General features: G+C 62.8%; 15 protein-coding genes, 1 tRNA gene and 1 pseudogene. 6 read left to right on the top strand and 11 right to left on the bottom strand.

The window, feature by feature from the left end:
- Positions 1-115 precede the first annotated feature (115 nt).
- The 8 genes and pseudogenes from ACNS88_RS10060 to ACNS88_RS10095 all read right to left on the bottom strand — a co-directional run bounded on the left by ACNS88_RS10060 (position 116) and on the right by ACNS88_RS10095 (position 5,057).
- Positions 116-313, bottom strand: coding sequence for a hypothetical protein (locus ACNS88_RS10060; RefSeq protein WP_435096735.1), 198 nt, complete (start codon positions 311-313; stop codon positions 116-118).
- Between the two features lie 49 nt (positions 314-362).
- Positions 363-578: a cupin domain-containing protein gene (locus ACNS88_RS10065; protein WP_435096738.1), complete on the bottom strand. Its 216-nt coding sequence runs from the start codon at positions 576-578 to the stop codon at positions 363-365.
- A 140-nt stretch (positions 579-718) separates the two neighbouring features.
- Positions 719-1,099, bottom strand: coding sequence for a cupin domain-containing protein (locus tag ACNS88_RS10070; RefSeq protein WP_435096741.1), 381 nt, complete (start codon positions 1,097-1,099; stop codon positions 719-721).
- A gap of 186 nt (positions 1,100-1,285) precedes the next feature.
- Positions 1,286-3,121, bottom strand: a complete 1,836-nt coding sequence (locus ACNS88_RS10075; RefSeq protein WP_435096744.1) for a multicopper oxidase family protein — start codon at positions 3,119-3,121, stop codon at positions 1,286-1,288.
- Between the two features lie 211 nt (positions 3,122-3,332).
- Positions 3,333-3,806, bottom strand: a pseudogene (locus tag ACNS88_RS10080) (cupredoxin domain-containing protein); the annotation flags it as partial.
- A 19-nt stretch (positions 3,807-3,825) separates the two neighbouring features.
- Positions 3,826-4,179 carry a glutamyl-tRNA reductase gene (locus ACNS88_RS10085; protein ID WP_435096747.1) on the bottom strand — a complete coding sequence of 118 codons (354 nt, stop codon included), beginning with the start codon at positions 4,177-4,179 and terminating at the stop codon, positions 3,826-3,828.
- Positions 4,180-4,270: 91 nt separating this feature from the next.
- The gene (locus ACNS88_RS10090) at positions 4,271-4,504 is read right to left on the bottom strand and encodes a DUF2249 domain-containing protein (RefSeq protein WP_435096750.1); all 234 of its coding nucleotides are present in this window, start codon (positions 4,502-4,504) and stop codon (positions 4,271-4,273) included.
- Positions 4,505-4,574: 70 nt separating this feature from the next.
- Positions 4,575-5,057, bottom strand: a complete 483-nt coding sequence (locus ACNS88_RS10095; protein WP_435096753.1) for a metal-dependent transcriptional regulator — start codon at positions 5,055-5,057, stop codon at positions 4,575-4,577.
- An 88-nt stretch (positions 5,058-5,145) separates the two neighbouring features.
- Between ACNS88_RS10095 and ACNS88_RS10100 the strand changes: the two genes are divergently transcribed.
- The 4 genes from ACNS88_RS10100 to ACNS88_RS10115 all read left to right on the top strand — a co-directional run bounded on the left by ACNS88_RS10100 (position 5,146) and on the right by ACNS88_RS10115 (position 9,795).
- Positions 5,146-6,507, top strand: a complete 1,362-nt coding sequence (locus tag ACNS88_RS10100; protein WP_435096756.1) for a heme o synthase — start codon at positions 5,146-5,148, stop codon at positions 6,505-6,507.
- Positions 6,508-6,787: 280 nt separating this feature from the next.
- Entirely contained in the window at positions 6,788-7,330 is a 543-nt protein-coding gene (locus ACNS88_RS10105) for a cupredoxin domain-containing protein (protein ID WP_435096759.1), read from the top strand.
- A gap of 1 nt (position 7,331) precedes the next feature.
- On the top strand, positions 7,332-9,056 hold the full coding sequence (locus ACNS88_RS10110) for a cytochrome c oxidase subunit I (RefSeq protein ID WP_435096762.1): 1,725 nt from the start codon (positions 7,332-7,334) through the stop codon (positions 9,054-9,056).
- 202 nt (positions 9,057-9,258) lie between these two features.
- Positions 9,259-9,795: a hypothetical protein gene (locus ACNS88_RS10115; protein ID WP_435096765.1), complete on the top strand. Its 537-nt coding sequence runs from the start codon at positions 9,259-9,261 to the stop codon at positions 9,793-9,795.
- A gap of 83 nt (positions 9,796-9,878) precedes the next feature.
- Here ACNS88_RS10115 and ACNS88_RS10120 read toward each other — a convergent pair whose 3' ends face one another.
- The gene (locus ACNS88_RS10120) at positions 9,879-12,380 is read right to left on the bottom strand and encodes a heavy metal translocating P-type ATPase (protein WP_435096768.1); all 2,502 of its coding nucleotides are present in this window, start codon (positions 12,378-12,380) and stop codon (positions 9,879-9,881) included.
- 135 nt (positions 12,381-12,515) lie between these two features.
- Between ACNS88_RS10120 and ACNS88_RS10125 the strand changes: the two genes are divergently transcribed.
- Positions 12,516-12,704 (top strand): hypothetical protein, encoded by a 189-nt coding sequence (locus tag ACNS88_RS10125; RefSeq protein ID WP_435096771.1) that lies wholly within the window; start codon positions 12,516-12,518, stop codon positions 12,702-12,704.
- Between the two features lie 277 nt (positions 12,705-12,981).
- Here the strand turns inward: ACNS88_RS10125 and ACNS88_RS10130 are convergent, their stop codons facing one another.
- The gene (locus ACNS88_RS10130) at positions 12,982-14,064 is read right to left on the bottom strand and encodes a DUF2249 domain-containing protein (RefSeq protein ID WP_435096773.1); all 1,083 of its coding nucleotides are present in this window, start codon (positions 14,062-14,064) and stop codon (positions 12,982-12,984) included.
- A gap of 320 nt (positions 14,065-14,384) precedes the next feature.
- Positions 14,385-14,538: transfer RNA gene (locus tag ACNS88_RS10135), tRNA-Met, on the bottom strand.
- A 181-nt stretch (positions 14,539-14,719) separates the two neighbouring features.
- On the opposite strand from ACNS88_RS10135, the gene ACNS88_RS10140 reads away from it, so the two are divergent.
- On the top strand, positions 14,720-16,060 hold the full coding sequence (locus ACNS88_RS10140; RefSeq protein ID WP_435096776.1) for a DUF7115 domain-containing protein: 1,341 nt from the start codon (positions 14,720-14,722) through the stop codon (positions 16,058-16,060).
- The last annotated feature ends 80 nt before the right edge of the window (positions 16,061-16,140 follow it).

Below are 16,140 nucleotides of genomic sequence, written 5' to 3' on the forward strand. Positions count from 1 at the left end.
ATTAAAAAACTCGTAAATTGATGTTTTGATCCGATAGCGGTCAACACAGAACGTATCTTCAGCGATGTGGAGAAGGCTAGTACACCCCAATGAGCGCTGGAGCTGGAAGTAACTCTCAACGTAACTCCTCAGAGGTAGTATCGTTAACGAACAACAGTATCTGTTCGCCTGGCGTCAAATCATCGACGAGCAGGCCGAACTCGTCACGTCCAGCGAACGAGCGCACACGTGGGGCAGGAGCTTCTTCGTCGTCTCGCTCACAGACGAGTTCGATTGTTCCAGTGTCGTCAGCTCGAAGTGTGAACTCCTGCATAGGCCACACTACCACAGTCCCGCGTAAAGATGTACGCACGAATGCGTACTCAACAGAACCAATCTGCCATGTGCAGAGGCCGTACCGTTCGCTGGCCTCCGACTACTCGTCGGACCCAGACGACAAGACGATCAGGGGCGGTACTTTCCTCGACGGCATAGGGAGCGATCTCTTGATCGCCGTCGAAGCGGGCCACGTCACCTGCGAACAGCTCGTGTATCTCGTCGCCAAGTTCTAACTCGATCGCTCCCTCAATGAGATACAATACGATCTCGCGGTCGGGGTGTGAGTGGGGTGCGACTTCGCCACCCGTATCGAGGGTAAGTCTGATCGTCTTTGGTTCTACGTCGGCGAAGACGTTGGCGTGGGGCTATCCGTCCAGTTCGTCGAGGGTGTGTATCGGCATCATTTATTAGTGGGATCGAACTCGCCGGTTCGAAGTCCGCGGCGGACCGGTTCGTGTTCGGCATCAGTTGGGGGCGGTGCGGTAACGAGCAGCGCTTCGAGCCGCGACCCGTCGTCGGCTTTGATGCCCCGATCGGTATCGGCTTCGACGGTCACGACGTCCCCCGATGTGACACGGTGTTCCTCGTCACCGTCGCGGACGAGCCCAGTGCCAGACCGAATATCGATCAGTACGTCGCTGGACGGGGCGTGGACCGGGATAAACTGTCCCGGTTCGAAGTAGCCGCAGACGACCTTCATCCGTTCGCTCCGGAACACCCGGGACGTCGAGAACTTCTCATCGTCGTAGGTCCGTTCCGCGTCGAAATCGATGGCAGTCATATTGCGTCACCCGCTCGCCGGGTGCCACAGCCGATCCGCCGGACAGCGGATCGCGCGACGACAGCTGATAACTCGACTGTTTGATACATTTTAGGTTGGCCTAAAATCATGCACCTCAGTATGCAGCGAGGAAGCACAAGAGGGTTGAGTCGAACATGTTCCCGGCAGATCGGGTCGATCGACGAATCAGTCACTCTCGTCCTCGTCATCGGCCGGCAGGACCTCGAACGGTCGCATCATGTCGTGGTCCTCGTGTTCGATCATGTGACAATGCCACATATAGTCACCCGTCTGATCGGTGAATAGCCCCTTGTACTCCCCGAAGTGTGCGATCACGTGAACCACGTCACCCGGGTCGACGCTGACCATATCGTTCCACCCGAGTTCGTACGACTCTGGGTCGTCGAGCGCGTCCAGGTCGATCCCGTCTTCGGACGGGTCATAGTCGGCGGCCGACTGTCGCCCTAACACCTGGAAATGGACGAGATGGAGATGCATCGGGTGGGACATCCCCGTGAAGTTGGCGAGACTCCAGACCTCGGTGTCCCCGAGCGTCGGGGTCTCGGTGACCGGGTCCGTGAGGTCGAATCCGGTCTTCTCATCGCGAGTCCCGAGCGCGTACAGCGGGCGATCGTACTCGTCCGTCTGCCGGGCGAGCGTGAGGTAGCGTTCGGTGTCAACCGACTCGACAGGAATGTCGGGTACTCGCGTCAATTTGTCTGGGAGTTGTGTGGGCTGCGCCTCGCTCTCTGCTGGTGCTACGTCGACAAGCATGACCTCCGAAAGGGGCTCGGTGTCGTCCGCCTCGATCCCGCTCGTACCGTGATACTCCGCCGGAGCGTCGTTATGCAGGAGCAGGGTCTCGCCTGCGTACTCGCCAAAGTCGACGACGACGTCCGCCCGTTGACTCGAGCCGAGTTCGAGGCGGCCGGCGGTCTCGACGGGCTCTGAGAGAAGCCCGCCGTCGTTCCCGATCTGGACGAACGGCGGACCCGCATCGCCCGTGTTGCCCGATTCTTCGTCGTACTCGAGCAGTTTGAGATTGTAGTATCGGCTGTTGGCCCCGTTGAGCATGCGGAACCGGTACTGTTCGGGCTCGACGGACAATCGAGGCCACGCCTTCCCGTTGACCGTCGACGTGTCACCGTAAAACTGCGGGACGATACTCGGATCGGGACGTGAGTCGCTTCCGCCTTCCTGTGTACCCGGGACGTCCGTTGGGTAATACAACGATCCGTCCTCGTTGAAACTCCGATCCTGCAACACGAGCGGGATCTCGTTGTCACCAGTCGGGAGGTCAAGTTCTCGCTCGTGATCACTCCGGAGTAGATAGAATCCCGCAAGGCCGGCGTAGACATTTAGCCGCGTGATACCAAGCGAGTGGTCGTGATACCAGAGGGTTGCAGGCGGTTGATCGTTCGCGTAGTAGTAGTCCTTCTTGTCGAAGTCGGGGCCGGTCTGTTCGAAGTTGCGAGTGAACCACGCTTGCGGTTTCCCGTCGCTCTCGTGTTCGACGTTGCCACCGTGGAGGTGGGGGACGACGCGGGCACCCGGCTCGTCGTACGGGATGATGTCGCCGTGGATCGTCGGATCCTCAGGGAACAAATGTTCGTCCGGCAGGTGGTTCTGCCATCGAACGTAGATTGGTTCGCCCTGCTCAGCTTCGATCGTCGGCCCGGGGAACTGGCTGCCGTAGCCCCACAGGGTCGTCGGTGGGAGGTCACGGTGGAGCTTTTGTTCGATCTCGGCCATCTCCACCTCGTAGTGGGGCTGGCCGTCCTTCGTGCCGCTCGGTTCGATGACGCCCGGTCGAGGTACCTCGTCGACCCACCGCTCGAGTTCAGGAGACGTATGGGTCGATTCGGAGACACCGTCGGTTTTCCCCGTCTCGTCGGCAGCTACCGGGGCGCCGATACTCTTCTCGGAACAGCCCGCAAGCGTCGCGGTAGCGGTGATACCCACGGCCGCGAGAAACTGCCGCCGTGCGACGTCGCCTCGCAATTGTCCAACCGTATCATCCATTACATACACGCTAGCGGAGTTGTCCGGATAGGGAGCCGGACAAACCCCACCTAGTGAGGATTACTTCGAACATGTTCGCCGACAAAAGGAGTTCTCGAAATAAATGCTCTCTCGACATCTTCGGCCGACGGATAGCCTCAGTCTGCGGTCCGTACCGGTCTGAGACGTCAGAAATGTACTCCGGAGTCCGAATGCGGTGAGAGATCGGTCCTCACTCGCCGCTGTCCGGGTCATAGACATCCAGACTTATTTCTCTCTTGACATCCACGACCGCGAGCGCACCGCGACGCCCCGCACGCGAGAGCGCACGATCGACGATTTTGATCGGTCTCGGCACCATCAACTCCATCTCTCCAACGGTCGCCGTCCCTGGGGTAACGGCCGTTGTCTCGACGTATCGACCGAGCGGCGAGATGAGGTCGCCGTCGCGGTACAGCCGCGACCAGACGTTGCCGATCGGGTGCCGCGGGCTAGACAGGTTCGGCCCGCCGTTGACGAAGAACACGCGGACAGTCTCGCTGACCTCGGCGCCGATTGGGCCGAGTCGGTCCGTCGTGAAACCATGGTCAGCCCCGTTGAACACGACGTACGTTGGGTCCCCGTCGAGCATCGCGCCGTGATCGAATGCGTGGTGACCCGTTTCTCCGAGGTCCCCTTTCGTGTAGAGTTCGTGTTGACCGAAGTATGACACGAAGATGAACGCATCACGACTGCTTACAATCGCTGTCAGATTGATTCTCTAGAGAGATATTGAACAGTCGTGCGACGGTACGGGCAGTTGCTCGGTCACCCGGAGAACTCTGTTTTAGCGCCATTTCGGGAGCTATCGTTAGCCGCCAAGTGAGAATACGTCCGAGCAGCCGGACGGTGCGCCGCTGCTCGTCGGTCAGGTCACCACAGGCCTCGAGTTTTGAGAGAGCCTCCTTAACCTCACGCTGTTCGATTCGTGCCGACTGACTTTGAAGTCGTCGCCGGATGCAGTCGGCGTCAACCTCAGTGTCGGTAGCGTCGGCACGACAGGTCGACTGCCGTTCCGTGTTGGACTGTTCGGGAGTCATAATGGAACTCAGATTCGGGTGTCATCGTCTCGGTTTGGGTACCGGTTCGGAAACCGGCACGGTGAGGATCCACAGGTCTCGAAGAGTTACATCACTCGTGTCGGATCTCGATATACCACACGTCGGACCCGTCAGACGTCGTCTCGTACTGGAATCCGCGCTCTTCGAGGACCTGATACAACGGCTCCGGCTCGAAGCTATTGATCAACAGTAGCGTCTCGTCGTCGGGGAGCGCTTCGAGCTCGGCCATGATGTCTCCAAACGGTTCGCCATCGATATCTCGGACGTCTAGGCGTCGATCGGTTTCGTTTTGCTCAGTGGCCATATTTGCTTAAGTGTCGGTGGTAGGGTGCGTATTCCCCCGAACGTATTCGGGGATATCACTGTCGGCGAGGTCAACACTCCGTCCCTGCGAACGGGCACTGATCGAGTTCAGTTGGTACCGTCGCAGAACACCTGTTCGATATCCCATCTACAAGCACTCGCAGGCGTTCGATCGCCTCGTCAGGAAGAACGTATCCAATTCGATAGCCCACTTCGAGGGGCATGTCGAACCCGATTTGACGATCAAAAAACGTTCGGACCGCACACTGGCGCGCTTCCAGTTCCAACGCGATTGCTCTCCCCCGGTCAGTGAGGACAACTCCGGCTCGTTTCTCGTATCGGAGGAGTCCAGTCGCGGCAAGTCGATCGAACATCTCCGTTACGCTCGACGACGCGACGTCAAGGCGATCGCTCACCTGCCCCGTCCGAACCCGATCGTCGCAGTCGGTACCGATCCGCCTGATAGTGACGAGATACAGACCCCCGCTCCGACCGACGCAGGCGGTGGGCCGCACGCAGCCGCAGACGTCTGTCTGTGAGTGGTTGATAGCCATTATCGTACGTCCGACGCGCACCGGGTATGAGGGTGCCTCCGAATATGTTCGGGGGAAAGGACGCAGGGTCCGAACGCGGACCGGATGTATGGATCGACCACGCCTCACAACGCTGCTGACCTGGTCAGTCGTGGGGACGTACCTGCTCGTCGCACTCGGGGCGACCGCCGCCGCGGACGCCGGCTCAGTGGTCGCCGCGGTTCACCAGGCGTCCGCGATGGTCGTCGGCGTCCTGCTTGTTGCCACGGCGCTTCTCGCCCATCGAACGGTGGCCTCACGTGGTGTTCGTGTCGGAACAATCGCGGGGTTAATCATCTATTTGGCACAGGCCGGTATCGGACTCGCAGGCCGAATCGACGTAGTGCCGTTCGACGGCGGGCTCCACCTGTTGGGCGGGATCGCAGTGTTCTCCATCCTGCTCGTGACGCTCGTGATCAGAGTAGAAACGACCGCGGAGGAACCGGTTGAGGACGGATTTCCAAACGGAACAGGCGACCGCGTGTCGCCGATCGTGTCGGAAGAGGGCACTCCTTCTTCGGTGTCCGAAACCGAGTCGATTCGACTCCGCGACCGCGTTCGGGCGTACCTCGAGTTGACGAAGCCCCGATTGATGTGGCTGTTGTGCCTGCTCGCGCTGGCGGGAATGGGACTAGCGGTCGCAGCCGGCGCCGAACTCGACGGCGTGACGGTCGCTGCGACCCTCGGGGGCGGCGTCCTCGCGATCGGGGCGTCGGGCACGTTCAATCACGTGTACGAGCGTGACCGCGACCGCAAGATGCGACGGACCGCTGACCGACCGATCGCGACCGATCGGGCCGGCGTTCGACGCGCGACCGGCTTCGGCGTCGCGCTTGTCATCGCCTCGATGGCAGTGATGGTAGTATTTGTTAACGCGCTTACCGCAGCGCTCACGGCGGCAGCGATCGTCTATTACGCGTACGTCTACACGGTTCTGTTGAAGCCGACGACCAAGTGGAACACCGTGATCGGTGGCGGCTCCGGGGCGCTGCCCGCGCTGATCGGGTACGCCGCGGTGACTGGGACCGTTAGTCTCTCCGCAATTCTCCTCGCACTCGTCGTCTGCTGTTGGACCCCGGCACACTTCTACAATCTCGCCATCGCCCACCGCGAGGACTACGCTCGGGCCGAGTATCCCATGTTACCGGTCGTCGCCGGTGTACGGACCGCACGCCAGCGAATTCTCGCCTGGCTCGGGGTCACCCTGATCGCCGCGGTGTTGTTAGGGGCCGTCACCGATTTCGGTATCCTCTATGCGCTCACCACCACGGTGCTCGGAGCGGTGTTCGTTCGAAGCGTGATCAGACAGTATAACGTCGATCAGCGAGAATCCGAAGATGAACGGGCTGCAGCCTACCGAAGTTTCCACGCCTCGAACGCATATCTCGGAGCTATTCTTGTAGCAATCCTCGTTGAAACGCTCGCATTATGACCCCGAGCGCTGGGGCCTCGGTTGCCGCCGGTTCCGTCCCATCGTGAAACCGGAGACGAACATGTGCGTGTCAACGCTCATCAGGGTTATTTGTGTATCACCTGGTGTGAGTGGCCGATGAGCAATAAATCAACACACGAAAGTGGCGATATTCCGGCGATGCAACGCCTCTACAACCGTATTTGGCTGCTAGCTGCGGCCGCAATGGTGTTCTTTCTCATTGTCTACGTCGGCTGGGGGCTACTCGACCTCCTCTCGTTACCCGTGAGGTGATTCTCATATGAGTAATCCGCTTGAAGACCCCGACGACGATTGGTGGAACTCCCCGGTGAATCGCCGTGAAAGTATCTGGCTGGGACTTGCAGGCGCCTGGTCGCTCGGTATCTTCACGTGGATGGCAGGGTTCACGCAGTTCGGCGATCAGAACCCGATCGGGACGACTTACGACGTCGATCCCGATCAGTATCAGGACCGCGTCGGCGAGTACAAGGAGGCCGCCGAGGAGACCGACAACGGACTGATTCCGCCCGACAGCGACGTGTACGTCGGCGCGATGCGATTCAACTGGGACGGTCTGCCGGTCGTCCTCGAAGCGGGACGTGAGTACGACATCCACCTCGGCGCCTACGATGTCCAGCACGGCTTCTCAGTCAGACCCGAGGAGAACCTGAACAAACAGATCAACCTCCAAGTGTTCCCGGGCTCGGAGTGGGTGATCCCGATGACCTTCGACGAACCGGGCACGTACCACGTCGTCTGCAACGAGTTCTGCGGACAGGGTCACCGGACGATGCACGGTCGCTTTACGGTGGTGGAGGGGTAGTATGTCGGCAATCGCCTCCCTGTTCCAGAACGACTACGACACGGACGGCTTCCGAACGTGTTCGGTGACCGGACTCGACATTCATCGATCCGTTGAAAATTACGTGAAGCTGTTCGGGCTGACCGCGGTGATCGCGCTCGCCGTCGGCGGAAGCTTCGCTTTCTCTGTCGCGATGACCCGCTGGGAGTTCATCGGCCTGCTCGACGCGAGCAGCTACTACACGCACCTGAGCATCCACGCGTGGAACCTACTCATCTTCTGGATGGTGTTCATGGAGATCGCCGTCCTCTACGTCGGGGGCCCGATGGTCCTCGGCCGGAAGCTCCCGCTCCGCCGGCTCGCGGCCGTCGGGTGGATTACGATGGTGGCTGGCGCGATCGGCGTGAACGCGTCGATCTGGCTAACCGAGGCGCCCAACGAGGCGCCGCTTTTAACGGCGTACGTCCCGCTTCCCGTCACGCCGTGGTTCTACGGCACGGCGATCCTCTTCCTGCTCGGGGCCACGATCGCGGCGCTGCCGTTCTTCGCGACGATCTGGACGGAGACGCGCGACAGGAGCAGGACGCTCCCGCTCGTCGCCTTCGGCGCGTTTATCACCGGGATCATCGCCGTAGAGGCGATCCTCGGCGGGATCGCCGCGTTCGCGTACGCGCTCGCGTGGCGTGTCGATCTCATCGCCTCCGTGGACCCGGGGATCTACCGACAGCTCTACTGGATCGTCGGTCACGGCACCCAGCAAATCAACCTGCTCGCGATGATCACGGTGTGGTACTTCTTGACGCACGTCGTGGGGGGTGCCGTCGTGATCTCCGAGAAAATATCCAGGACCGCGTTCATTCTCTACCTCTTCTTCATCAACCTCGGGGCGGCCCACCACATACTCGTCGACCCCGGCCTCTCCGCGGGCTGGCGCATCTGGAATACCTCCTACGCCTTCTACGGCGCGGCCTTCGCGAGCATGATCCACGCGTTCGCGATTCCGGCCGGGATCGAGGCCGGCCGCCGCCGTCGGGGTCAAGGCGGCGGGCTCTTCGGCTGGCTCACCTCCGCGCCGTGGCGGAACCCGGTCTTCGCCTCGACGATCTTCAGCATCATCCTCTTCGGCTTCCTCGGCGGGATCACCGGCGTCGTGATGGGCCAGATTCAAGTGAACATGACCTGGCACAACACCCTCGCGACGGTCGGTCACTTCCACGCCACCGTGGCGCTCGGGACGACGCTCGCGTTCTTCGGTCTCGTCCTCTTCGTGATCAAAACGATGTTCCGTCGGGACTTTATCTCGGACACGCTGGCGAGTGCGATCCCGTACGCCTACGGCGCCGCGATGAGCGTCGCCACGCTGATGTTAATGTACGCGGGGATCCTCTACGGCGTGCCGCGCCGGACCGCCGAAATCGTCCGGAACATCCCCGGCTCGGAGTTCAACTTCTCGGCCGCGATTCCGATATTCATGATCTTCGGAATCTTCGCGCTGTTGGCGATCCTCTCCGGGGTCCTGTTCGTCGGCGTCTCGGTCGGCTCGCTGCTGTTCGGCGATCGACTCACTGACGGGGACGACGGTGGCATGCTCCCCGAGGGCGGGCTCCACGCCGACGGTGGCGAACCGATCCACGCGGTGGAGCTCCGCGGGACGTTCACGCTCTGTCTGATCTTCCTCGGTGTCTTCGTCGCCGTCTACGTGTTGAACTGGTACCTGCTGACCCAGCTGTGGGCGATCGGCGCGTAGCCGCCGACCGTCCGAATTACCCACCGAACGACCGTGCGACACCCAACGAATGACTGACACCTCCCGAACGAATCCTCGAACGCGACTCGGCGGTATCGTACGCCAAGCCTGGCGCGATCTCCTGAGCGTATACTATGCGAACACGCCCGTCTGGCGCTGGTTAAAGAGCGGGGCGCTCGTCTTCCTCGGACTTTTCCTGTGGATGGGCGGAAACGTCTTGACGGCCTACTGGACCGACGCGACCGCACTCCGGTACGCGATCGCCTACGGCTTTGTCCTCATTGCCTGGGGACCGCTCACCCACCTGCTCGTCGTGCCGGCCGTGATCCGGCTGCGGCGCACAGCCGAAAATCCCACCGTGCGGCGGATCGTCCGGCACGGGTCGAAGATCAACTTCACGACGTTCCTCGTGATCGTCGCGGTCGTGGGGACGGTCGGGCCCGGCGTGATGCTGCTCGACTTCTCGTCCGGATTCGGAACCGACGGCGGCGACGTGACCGCGGACCTCGTCTGTGAGACCGACGGCGACCCCGTTACCTGCGAGCTCGAGACCGCCGAGGGCGTGGATCACGTCGTCCTCCTCGCCGGAGGCGAGGAGATCGATCGGAGCGACGAGCCGCCGTACGCGGTGTCAGCGCCCCGTGAGTCGCTCTCCGACGGACCGTCGGGGGCGCAGTTCGTGATCGAACTGCGAGACGCGGACGGAGAGACCCTCCGTCGGTTCATCCGGACCGTCTGACAAGCCCGTCAAAGTGGTTCGTCGCTCTGGACGGGAAGCCACGTTTTATCAGCAGTTTCTCCGCGTTCACGCAGAGGAGGATATCAATCTCGCAGCACCGATCGCGTCGAGTTCGTCACGACGATTCCACTGCTGGCGGCCATCGCCAGTGCGGCGAAGAAGGGGTTAAGCGCCCCCGCGACCGCGAGCGGGATCGCCACCGCGTTGTAACACAGCGCCCACGCCACGTTCTCACGGATGCGTCGCCGTGTGCCCGTCGCGAGGTCGAACACGGTCGCGACCGCCCGGAGGTCCTCGTCGGCGATCACGACGTCCGCGGCCTCGATAGCGCGAGCCGTCCCGTCGCCCATCGCGATCCCGAGGTCGGCCGCCGCGAGTGCCGGGGCGTCGTTGGTACCGTCGCCGACCATCACGGTGGGTCCGGCGGCCGCAAACCCGCGGACCGCTTCGAGCTTTCCGTCCGGCGGCACACCGGCGAAGACCTCATCCACCGCGGGATGATCTCGGAACCGGTCGGCTCGAGGCCCTTCGTCACCGGTGAGAATCACGACCTCTCGATCGGCGAACGCCGCAATCGCCTCGTCCCAGCCTTCCCGTTCGCGATCCTCGACGGCGATCACCCCGCGGGCCGCGCCGTTCCATCCCACCACGACCGGCAGCGCACCCCGTTCCGTGACGGCTTCGATGTGTTCCCGCAGTTCCTCGGGGACCGGACCGCACTCTCGTTCGACGAGGTCGGCGGTCCCGACGACGATGCATGCCATGTCTGTTCGAGAACCCGACACGTCGAGGTCGTTATCGACGAGCGTTCCCGAGACCCCCGACCCGGGGTGGTGGGTGAACGATTCGACCGTCGTCGCCTCAACGGTGTCACCGGCCGCCGACTGGTCGCTGGCCGACGCCTCCCGAATCGCATCTGCGACCGGGTGATCGGCGCGGCGCTCGATTGCGGCGGCACGCCGGAGCGTTCGGTCGTCGCCGTACGTCGCGCTAACATACATTTTTCCGGCAGTCAGGGTACCGGTTTTATCAAACACGACCGTCTCCGCTTCTTGGGCGACCTCGAACACCGAGGCGTCCGTGACGACCACGCCGCGATCGAGCGCGTCACGCAGCCCGCCCGAGACGGCGAGCGGGGTCGCGAGTCCCATCGCGCACGGACACGAGACGACGAGCACGGTCAACCCTGAGAGCATCGCTGCGGCGACCGGTTCCCCCGTCGCGAGCCGCCAGCCGGCGACGAGCACTCCGAGCGTCAACACGACCGGCACGAATATCGTCGCGAGCACGTCGACGAATCGCTGGATCCCCGGCGTGGCGGTTTGGACCTCCCAGAGGGCGGCGGCGAGGCGGTCCGCAGTGCTTTCGGCGTCCGAACCGACCCGGATCACGACCGCGCCGGCCGAATTTCGCTCGTCGATCTCTCTCCCCTCGGCTTCCCCGACATCGCCGAGGAGAGTCGCGCCGCCGATCACGGCCTCCCCAGGTTGCTTTCTCACCGGGAGCGACTCCCCGGTGATCACGGATTCGTCGACGTCGGCAGTCCCCTCGATCACGGTGCCGTCGATCGGCACGCGTTCGCCGGGTGTGACTCGGACTCGGTCGCCCGGTTCGAGTTCCGCGATCGGGACCGTTTCCGATCCGGTTTCGGTGAGCCGAGTGGCCGACTCGACGCGGGCGGCCGTGACAGTCTCGAGGAGGTCGGTCGCTTGGGATCGGACTCGTCGCTCGTAGTACCGGCCGAGTGAGACGACCATCACGACTGCGACCGTGACGTCATAGTACAAGTGCGTGCCGCCGGTCGCGAGCGCCAGCGTACTGTACGCGTACGCGGACAACGCGGCGACCGCGACGAGGAGGTCCATGTTCGGCCGGCGCGCTCGAACGCTCACGTACGCGCCTTTGAGGAGCGGTGCGCCCGTGTACCCCAACAGGACGGTAGTCAGGAGCGCGATGAACGCCAGCGGAAGGTACCACCCCACGGACGTGGTCGTATCGACCGCGAGGACGTTCGTCTCGATGCCGAGATAACTCGGGTACAGTGAGAGAACGTACCACGGCATGATCAGCATCGTGAGGAAGCCGCCGACGGCGAGTCGCTCAACTGTATTATCTTTCCGGAGGGCCGTACGTGTATTATCGGCAGCCGAATCGTCGTCTATCGACGTCTCATCTCGAAACCGGAGCGTATAGCCGTACCCGGAGAGTGCCCCCGGAAGCGCTTCCCGTTCGATCTCCTCCGGGTCGTAAACGACGCGGGCGGTCTCGGTGCCGTAGTTCGCTTCCACGGTCTGGATACCCGTCCGGTCGTCGCCCCGTAACCCGAGGAACGCCTCGCAAGTCGTACAGTGCATCCCGTCGACGGCCAGATAGGCTTCGGCCGCGTCAGACGGTAGCGCCGTCTCGATCGTCGCTCCGTCACTGTCGATCGGTGCGTCCCCGATTTCGTCCATCTCCAGGTTGCCCACGTCGTCGAGGCGACGAGCCACCTCCAAGCAGCCGCGACAGCAGAACTCGCCCTCGACGTCGGCCGTCCTGACGGGTGGATTCGGAGTCGGGAGATCACAGAGCCGACAGTCGGTCATCAGTCGTAATCGTTCGGCGTCCCGGGAGTCACTATCCGCGAACGTGTTCGGGGCCAGGGATAGTATGCTGTCAGATCGAGCCCGCCGTTGTACTCACGTAGGTCGACGTGGTACTCACCCCTCTCCGAGTGAAGAATGGTCCACAACCGGCGGAAGGGGAACATCGAGGCGGACCAACAGGCCCCGATGACGGTCCCAGTACGACACTTCGTCGTCGGCCTCCTCTTTCTCGTCGCGGGAATCGGACTTGGGATCGGCTTATACCTGGACGCCGTTCCGGGACTGGGGCGGCTCGCTCACGTCCACCTCCTGTTAGCCGGATAGGTCTGTCTCACCACCAGAGCGAGGCGATCAACAAACGGCTCGTCGACTCGAGGAGACGTATCTCGAAACGGGAGACGTGACCGCAGACCCGAAGGGTGGTACCGAAATCGGGTCGAACCCGATGGAACGGTCGATGGAGAACGAGGGACCGAGTCGTGGATCGACGGACGCTCCGTTCTGAAAGGTCCTAGTCCACTGGGGGGCACGGCCACGGTGTGGTCGGTACTGCGATTCGGAGTCCCACTCTCCGGATCCGTCTGTCTCCGAAACTCCCTCGTCAGAACGGTGCGTTCGGATCCGCTGAGACAGTTGGGTCACCGCCGTGCGCTTCGGCCTTTCCGATCAGCACCCTGAACTCGCCGGGGTCACGCTTGCGGTACTCCCAGTGAAACTCCGGTCCGGCCTCGGCGTCGAACTGGTGGTACAGCGGCTTTGGATCGTGGTCGTTCACCAGAGTAAATCCCTCTCCGTCGTCGAGGTCCGCGTACGCCTCGAAGATTTTCTCGTGGCGCTGAGCGGGTGGAAGGTCACGGACGTCGAGCTCCGCCGTGCTCTCTGGTATCTCGTCGGACGCTTCCGCGGACACCCCGTCATCGTCAGCCGTCGCGGACGCGGGATCCTCACCGTCAGATGTGGATTCGCTTCGTTCAGCCTTTGTGATCTGTACCCGACAGCGACCGGGCTCTTTTTCGACTACCTCCCAGTCGAACGCGTCACCGTATTGCTCCCGAAACTCACGACGGAGCGGCCGCGGTTCGTGCGGAGCGATGAGCTCCATCGTCTCCCCGTCGGGTATCATGCCGTACCGGTGGTGGATCGTCTCGTGGCGATCCGGCTTTGGGATCTCCCGGACGTCGTATCGCGTGATTACCCCCTCGTTGTCGGCTATCGAGGCGTCGGTTTTCACGATCTTGACGCGCCACTCACCTGACTCGCGACTCGCGTACTCCCACTCGATGACGTCCCCATGCATCGATCGAAGTTCGTAGTAGAGCGGCTTCGGGTCGTGGTCGTTGACTAGCACGAACCCCTCGCCGGGTCCGAGGCGATTGAACGTATCGAGCAACACCTCGTGTCGCCGCTGCGGTATCAGGTCACGCACGTCGAACGTCCCTAACTCATCGTCACCGAGCAGTTCCTGTTTGGACACCCGAACCTCGCGGGGTTCCGCGTCAGGATCCTCGTGGTCCCAGTCGAGGGCACAGTCCCGTTCGATCTGATACTGGATCAGATAAGCGTCGATATCTCGACCGGCGATAACGAGAACTTCGTCATCTGTCTCGGTCTCGTCGAGCGCGTCGTAAATCCGCTCTTGAAACTCGCGAGGCGAGGAATCTCGAAGATCAATTTCAGTAACCATCTCTCGGATCGATTACGGTCGTGAGGAGGGATGGTCTCTCAGGCGAACACGTTCGTGAAACCCCGAATCACCCGTCAAAATTCCATTCTAACTGCAGAGGATCAGTATATCGCGGCGAACACGAGACCAGCCCCGCATCGTGGAGTTGGCGAAGCGCCCGGTAGATAGATGCCTCCGGACGAGCCATGCGATGGGTCAGTTGGTGACGCGTTTGTGGCCCGTCTGTATTTCGCATCCTCGACAGAATACGCCTCGTGTCAACGTCGGCCAGTACACCCGCTAGTGGGGTTTATAACTGACCATGTCAACAATACGGTGTATGGCCGGGGTGGGCTCCGAACCCACGATCTCCGCATGTCCCAGGTCCGAGGCTCGGCGGAGCCACGGGAAGGACGCGGACGCTTCCAAGGCGTCACCGCACCGAATCTCCGAACCCTATGAGTGCGGCGCTATGTCCAGCTAAGCCACCCGGCCTCATTGTTTCGTACCGCGATGAAACCCTTTAACCTTCCCATCCGTCGGAAGGGTGCGAACCCGTGACAGAGCCGACGGGGCGATCGGTTCCGCCCCCGTCGACGCAGTTGCCGGCGCGGGCCCCGCGGGTCATCGACGCGGACCCCGCGGATTTATCCCTGACGGGGCGGATATCCGCGATATGAGCCTTCCCGAACTGCTCGCGGGGACCGTCGGCGATGAGGCGGTCGTCGCCGAGGTTTCCCTCGGGGGAGACGATCGGCTCGTGGTCACGCCGACGCGGACGCTCGTCTATCGCGGCGACGGGCTCCTGTCGGACGAGTCGGTCGCGGAGTACTCCCACGACGTCGAGCGCATCGCGGTTTCGACGGGTCGCCGCAAGGCGAAACTCACTCTCGGCTACGGTCTCGACGGCGATGAGACGATCTCGGTCCCGGCCAAGCGCGTCGACGACGTGCTCCACCCGGTCCTCGCGGGCGTCCTCTCCGCGACGGGCGTCACCGACCCCGGCGAGTCCGTCATCCAAACCTTCCGCTTCTCCGAACTCACGCTCGTGGTCACCAGCAACCGCCTGGTGAAACACGTCGGCTCCGCGGTCTGGGACGACGAGTTGGAGGAGTTCGCCTACGCCGACCTCACCGACCTCGACTTCGAGGAGGGAACCGTCGCGACCGCGGTCGTGTTGACCCACGGCGGGCGCTCCGAGCGGTTTAAAGCCCCCAACGAGTCCGCCCGGGCTGTCCGAGAGGCGCTCGTGGACGCCGTCTGCGCGTACCACGACGTCGACAGCCTCGAGGAGTTCCGCGTCACCGCCGCCGACGAGGGCGACGAGGCGGGAGACAACGCGGGAGACGAGGCGAGGAGCACGACCGACTTCGGCGAAGGCCCCGACCCCCTCTCGGCCTCGCCGGTCGCAGACGCGGAGGCGGAGGCGGAGGCGCGAGCCGAGTCGATGCCGGACGGGGAGCCGGTATCGAGGAGCGAGACGCCCGCCACCGAAGCGGCGGCTGAGGGCGAGCCGACGCGCGGCGAGGAGTCGACGTCGCCCGTCGCGCGGGATGCCGCGGACGCTCCGGACGGGGAGCCACCGACCGACTCGCTCGCGGACGGTTCGGCGGACACGGACCCGCTCGCTGACGATCCGCTGGCCGACGACCTGATCACCGACTCGGAGACCGAACCGATCGCGAACTCGGAGACCGACACGACCGTCGACGCGGATCGGACAACGGGGTCCGAGAGCGACTTTGCGAGCGAGGCTGCGGGGGAGGCGACAGCAGAAGAGGTTGCGGCGAGCGCGACGACTGAGCCGGTCGACGCGGGTGACACGACGGGCGCGCCCGATCCGGCCGAAACGGACGCGTTCGACGGCTCGCCGTTCGAGAGCGCCGGAATCGAGGGTGAGGACCTCGCGACGGAGGTCGCCGAGCTGCGTCACACCGTCGAACAGCAGTCCGAGCGGCTCGACAGGCAGTCCGCACTCATCGAACAGCTGATCGAGGAGCTCCGACGCGGTCGCTGACCGACGTTCGATGGCACCGGGCGTTGCGCCCCCGTTCTCACGAACGATAGCCACAGGAGACCATTTTTAACCAATAGGGG

Origin of the sequence: Halorubrum shenae (assembly GCF_051194165.1) — an archaeon.
In the GTDB taxonomy this organism is placed as follows: domain Archaea; phylum Halobacteriota; class Halobacteria; order Halobacteriales; family Haloferacaceae; genus Halorubrum.

Coding starts and splice junctions, on each gene's coding strand:
- ACNS88_RS10140 (WP_435096776.1), top strand. CDS start 14,720: ATGAGCCTTCCCGAACTGCTCGCGGGGACCGTCGGCGATGAGGCGGTC.
- ACNS88_RS10085 (WP_435096747.1), bottom strand. CDS start 4,179: ATGACTCCCGAACAGTCCAACACGGAACGGCAGTCGACCTGTCGTGCC.
- ACNS88_RS10060 (WP_435096735.1), bottom strand. CDS start 313: ATGCAGGAGTTCACACTTCGAGCTGACGACACTGGAACAATCGAACTC.
- ACNS88_RS10110 (WP_435096762.1), top strand. CDS start 7,332: ATGTCGGCAATCGCCTCCCTGTTCCAGAACGACTACGACACGGACGGC.
- ACNS88_RS10090 (WP_435096750.1), bottom strand. CDS start 4,504: ATGGCCACTGAGCAAAACGAAACCGATCGACGCCTAGACGTCCGAGAT.
- ACNS88_RS10095 (WP_435096753.1), bottom strand. CDS start 5,057: ATGGCTATCAACCACTCACAGACAGACGTCTGCGGCTGCGTGCGGCCC.
- ACNS88_RS10120 (WP_435096768.1), bottom strand. CDS start 12,380: ATGACCGACTGTCGGCTCTGTGATCTCCCGACTCCGAATCCACCCGTC.
- ACNS88_RS10130 (WP_435096773.1), bottom strand. CDS start 14,064: ATGGTTACTGAAATTGATCTTCGAGATTCCTCGCCTCGCGAGTTTCAA.
- ACNS88_RS10075 (WP_435096744.1), bottom strand. CDS start 3,121: ATGGATGATACGGTTGGACAATTGCGAGGCGACGTCGCACGGCGGCAG.
- ACNS88_RS10105 (WP_435096759.1), top strand. CDS start 6,788: ATGAGTAATCCGCTTGAAGACCCCGACGACGATTGGTGGAACTCCCCG.
- ACNS88_RS10100 (WP_435096756.1), top strand. CDS start 5,146: ATGGATCGACCACGCCTCACAACGCTGCTGACCTGGTCAGTCGTGGGG.
- ACNS88_RS10125 (WP_435096771.1), top strand. CDS start 12,516: ATGGTCCACAACCGGCGGAAGGGGAACATCGAGGCGGACCAACAGGCC.
- ACNS88_RS10115 (WP_435096765.1), top strand. CDS start 9,259: ATGGGCGGAAACGTCTTGACGGCCTACTGGACCGACGCGACCGCACTC.
- ACNS88_RS10070 (WP_435096741.1), bottom strand. CDS start 1,099: ATGACTGCCATCGATTTCGACGCGGAACGGACCTACGACGATGAGAAG.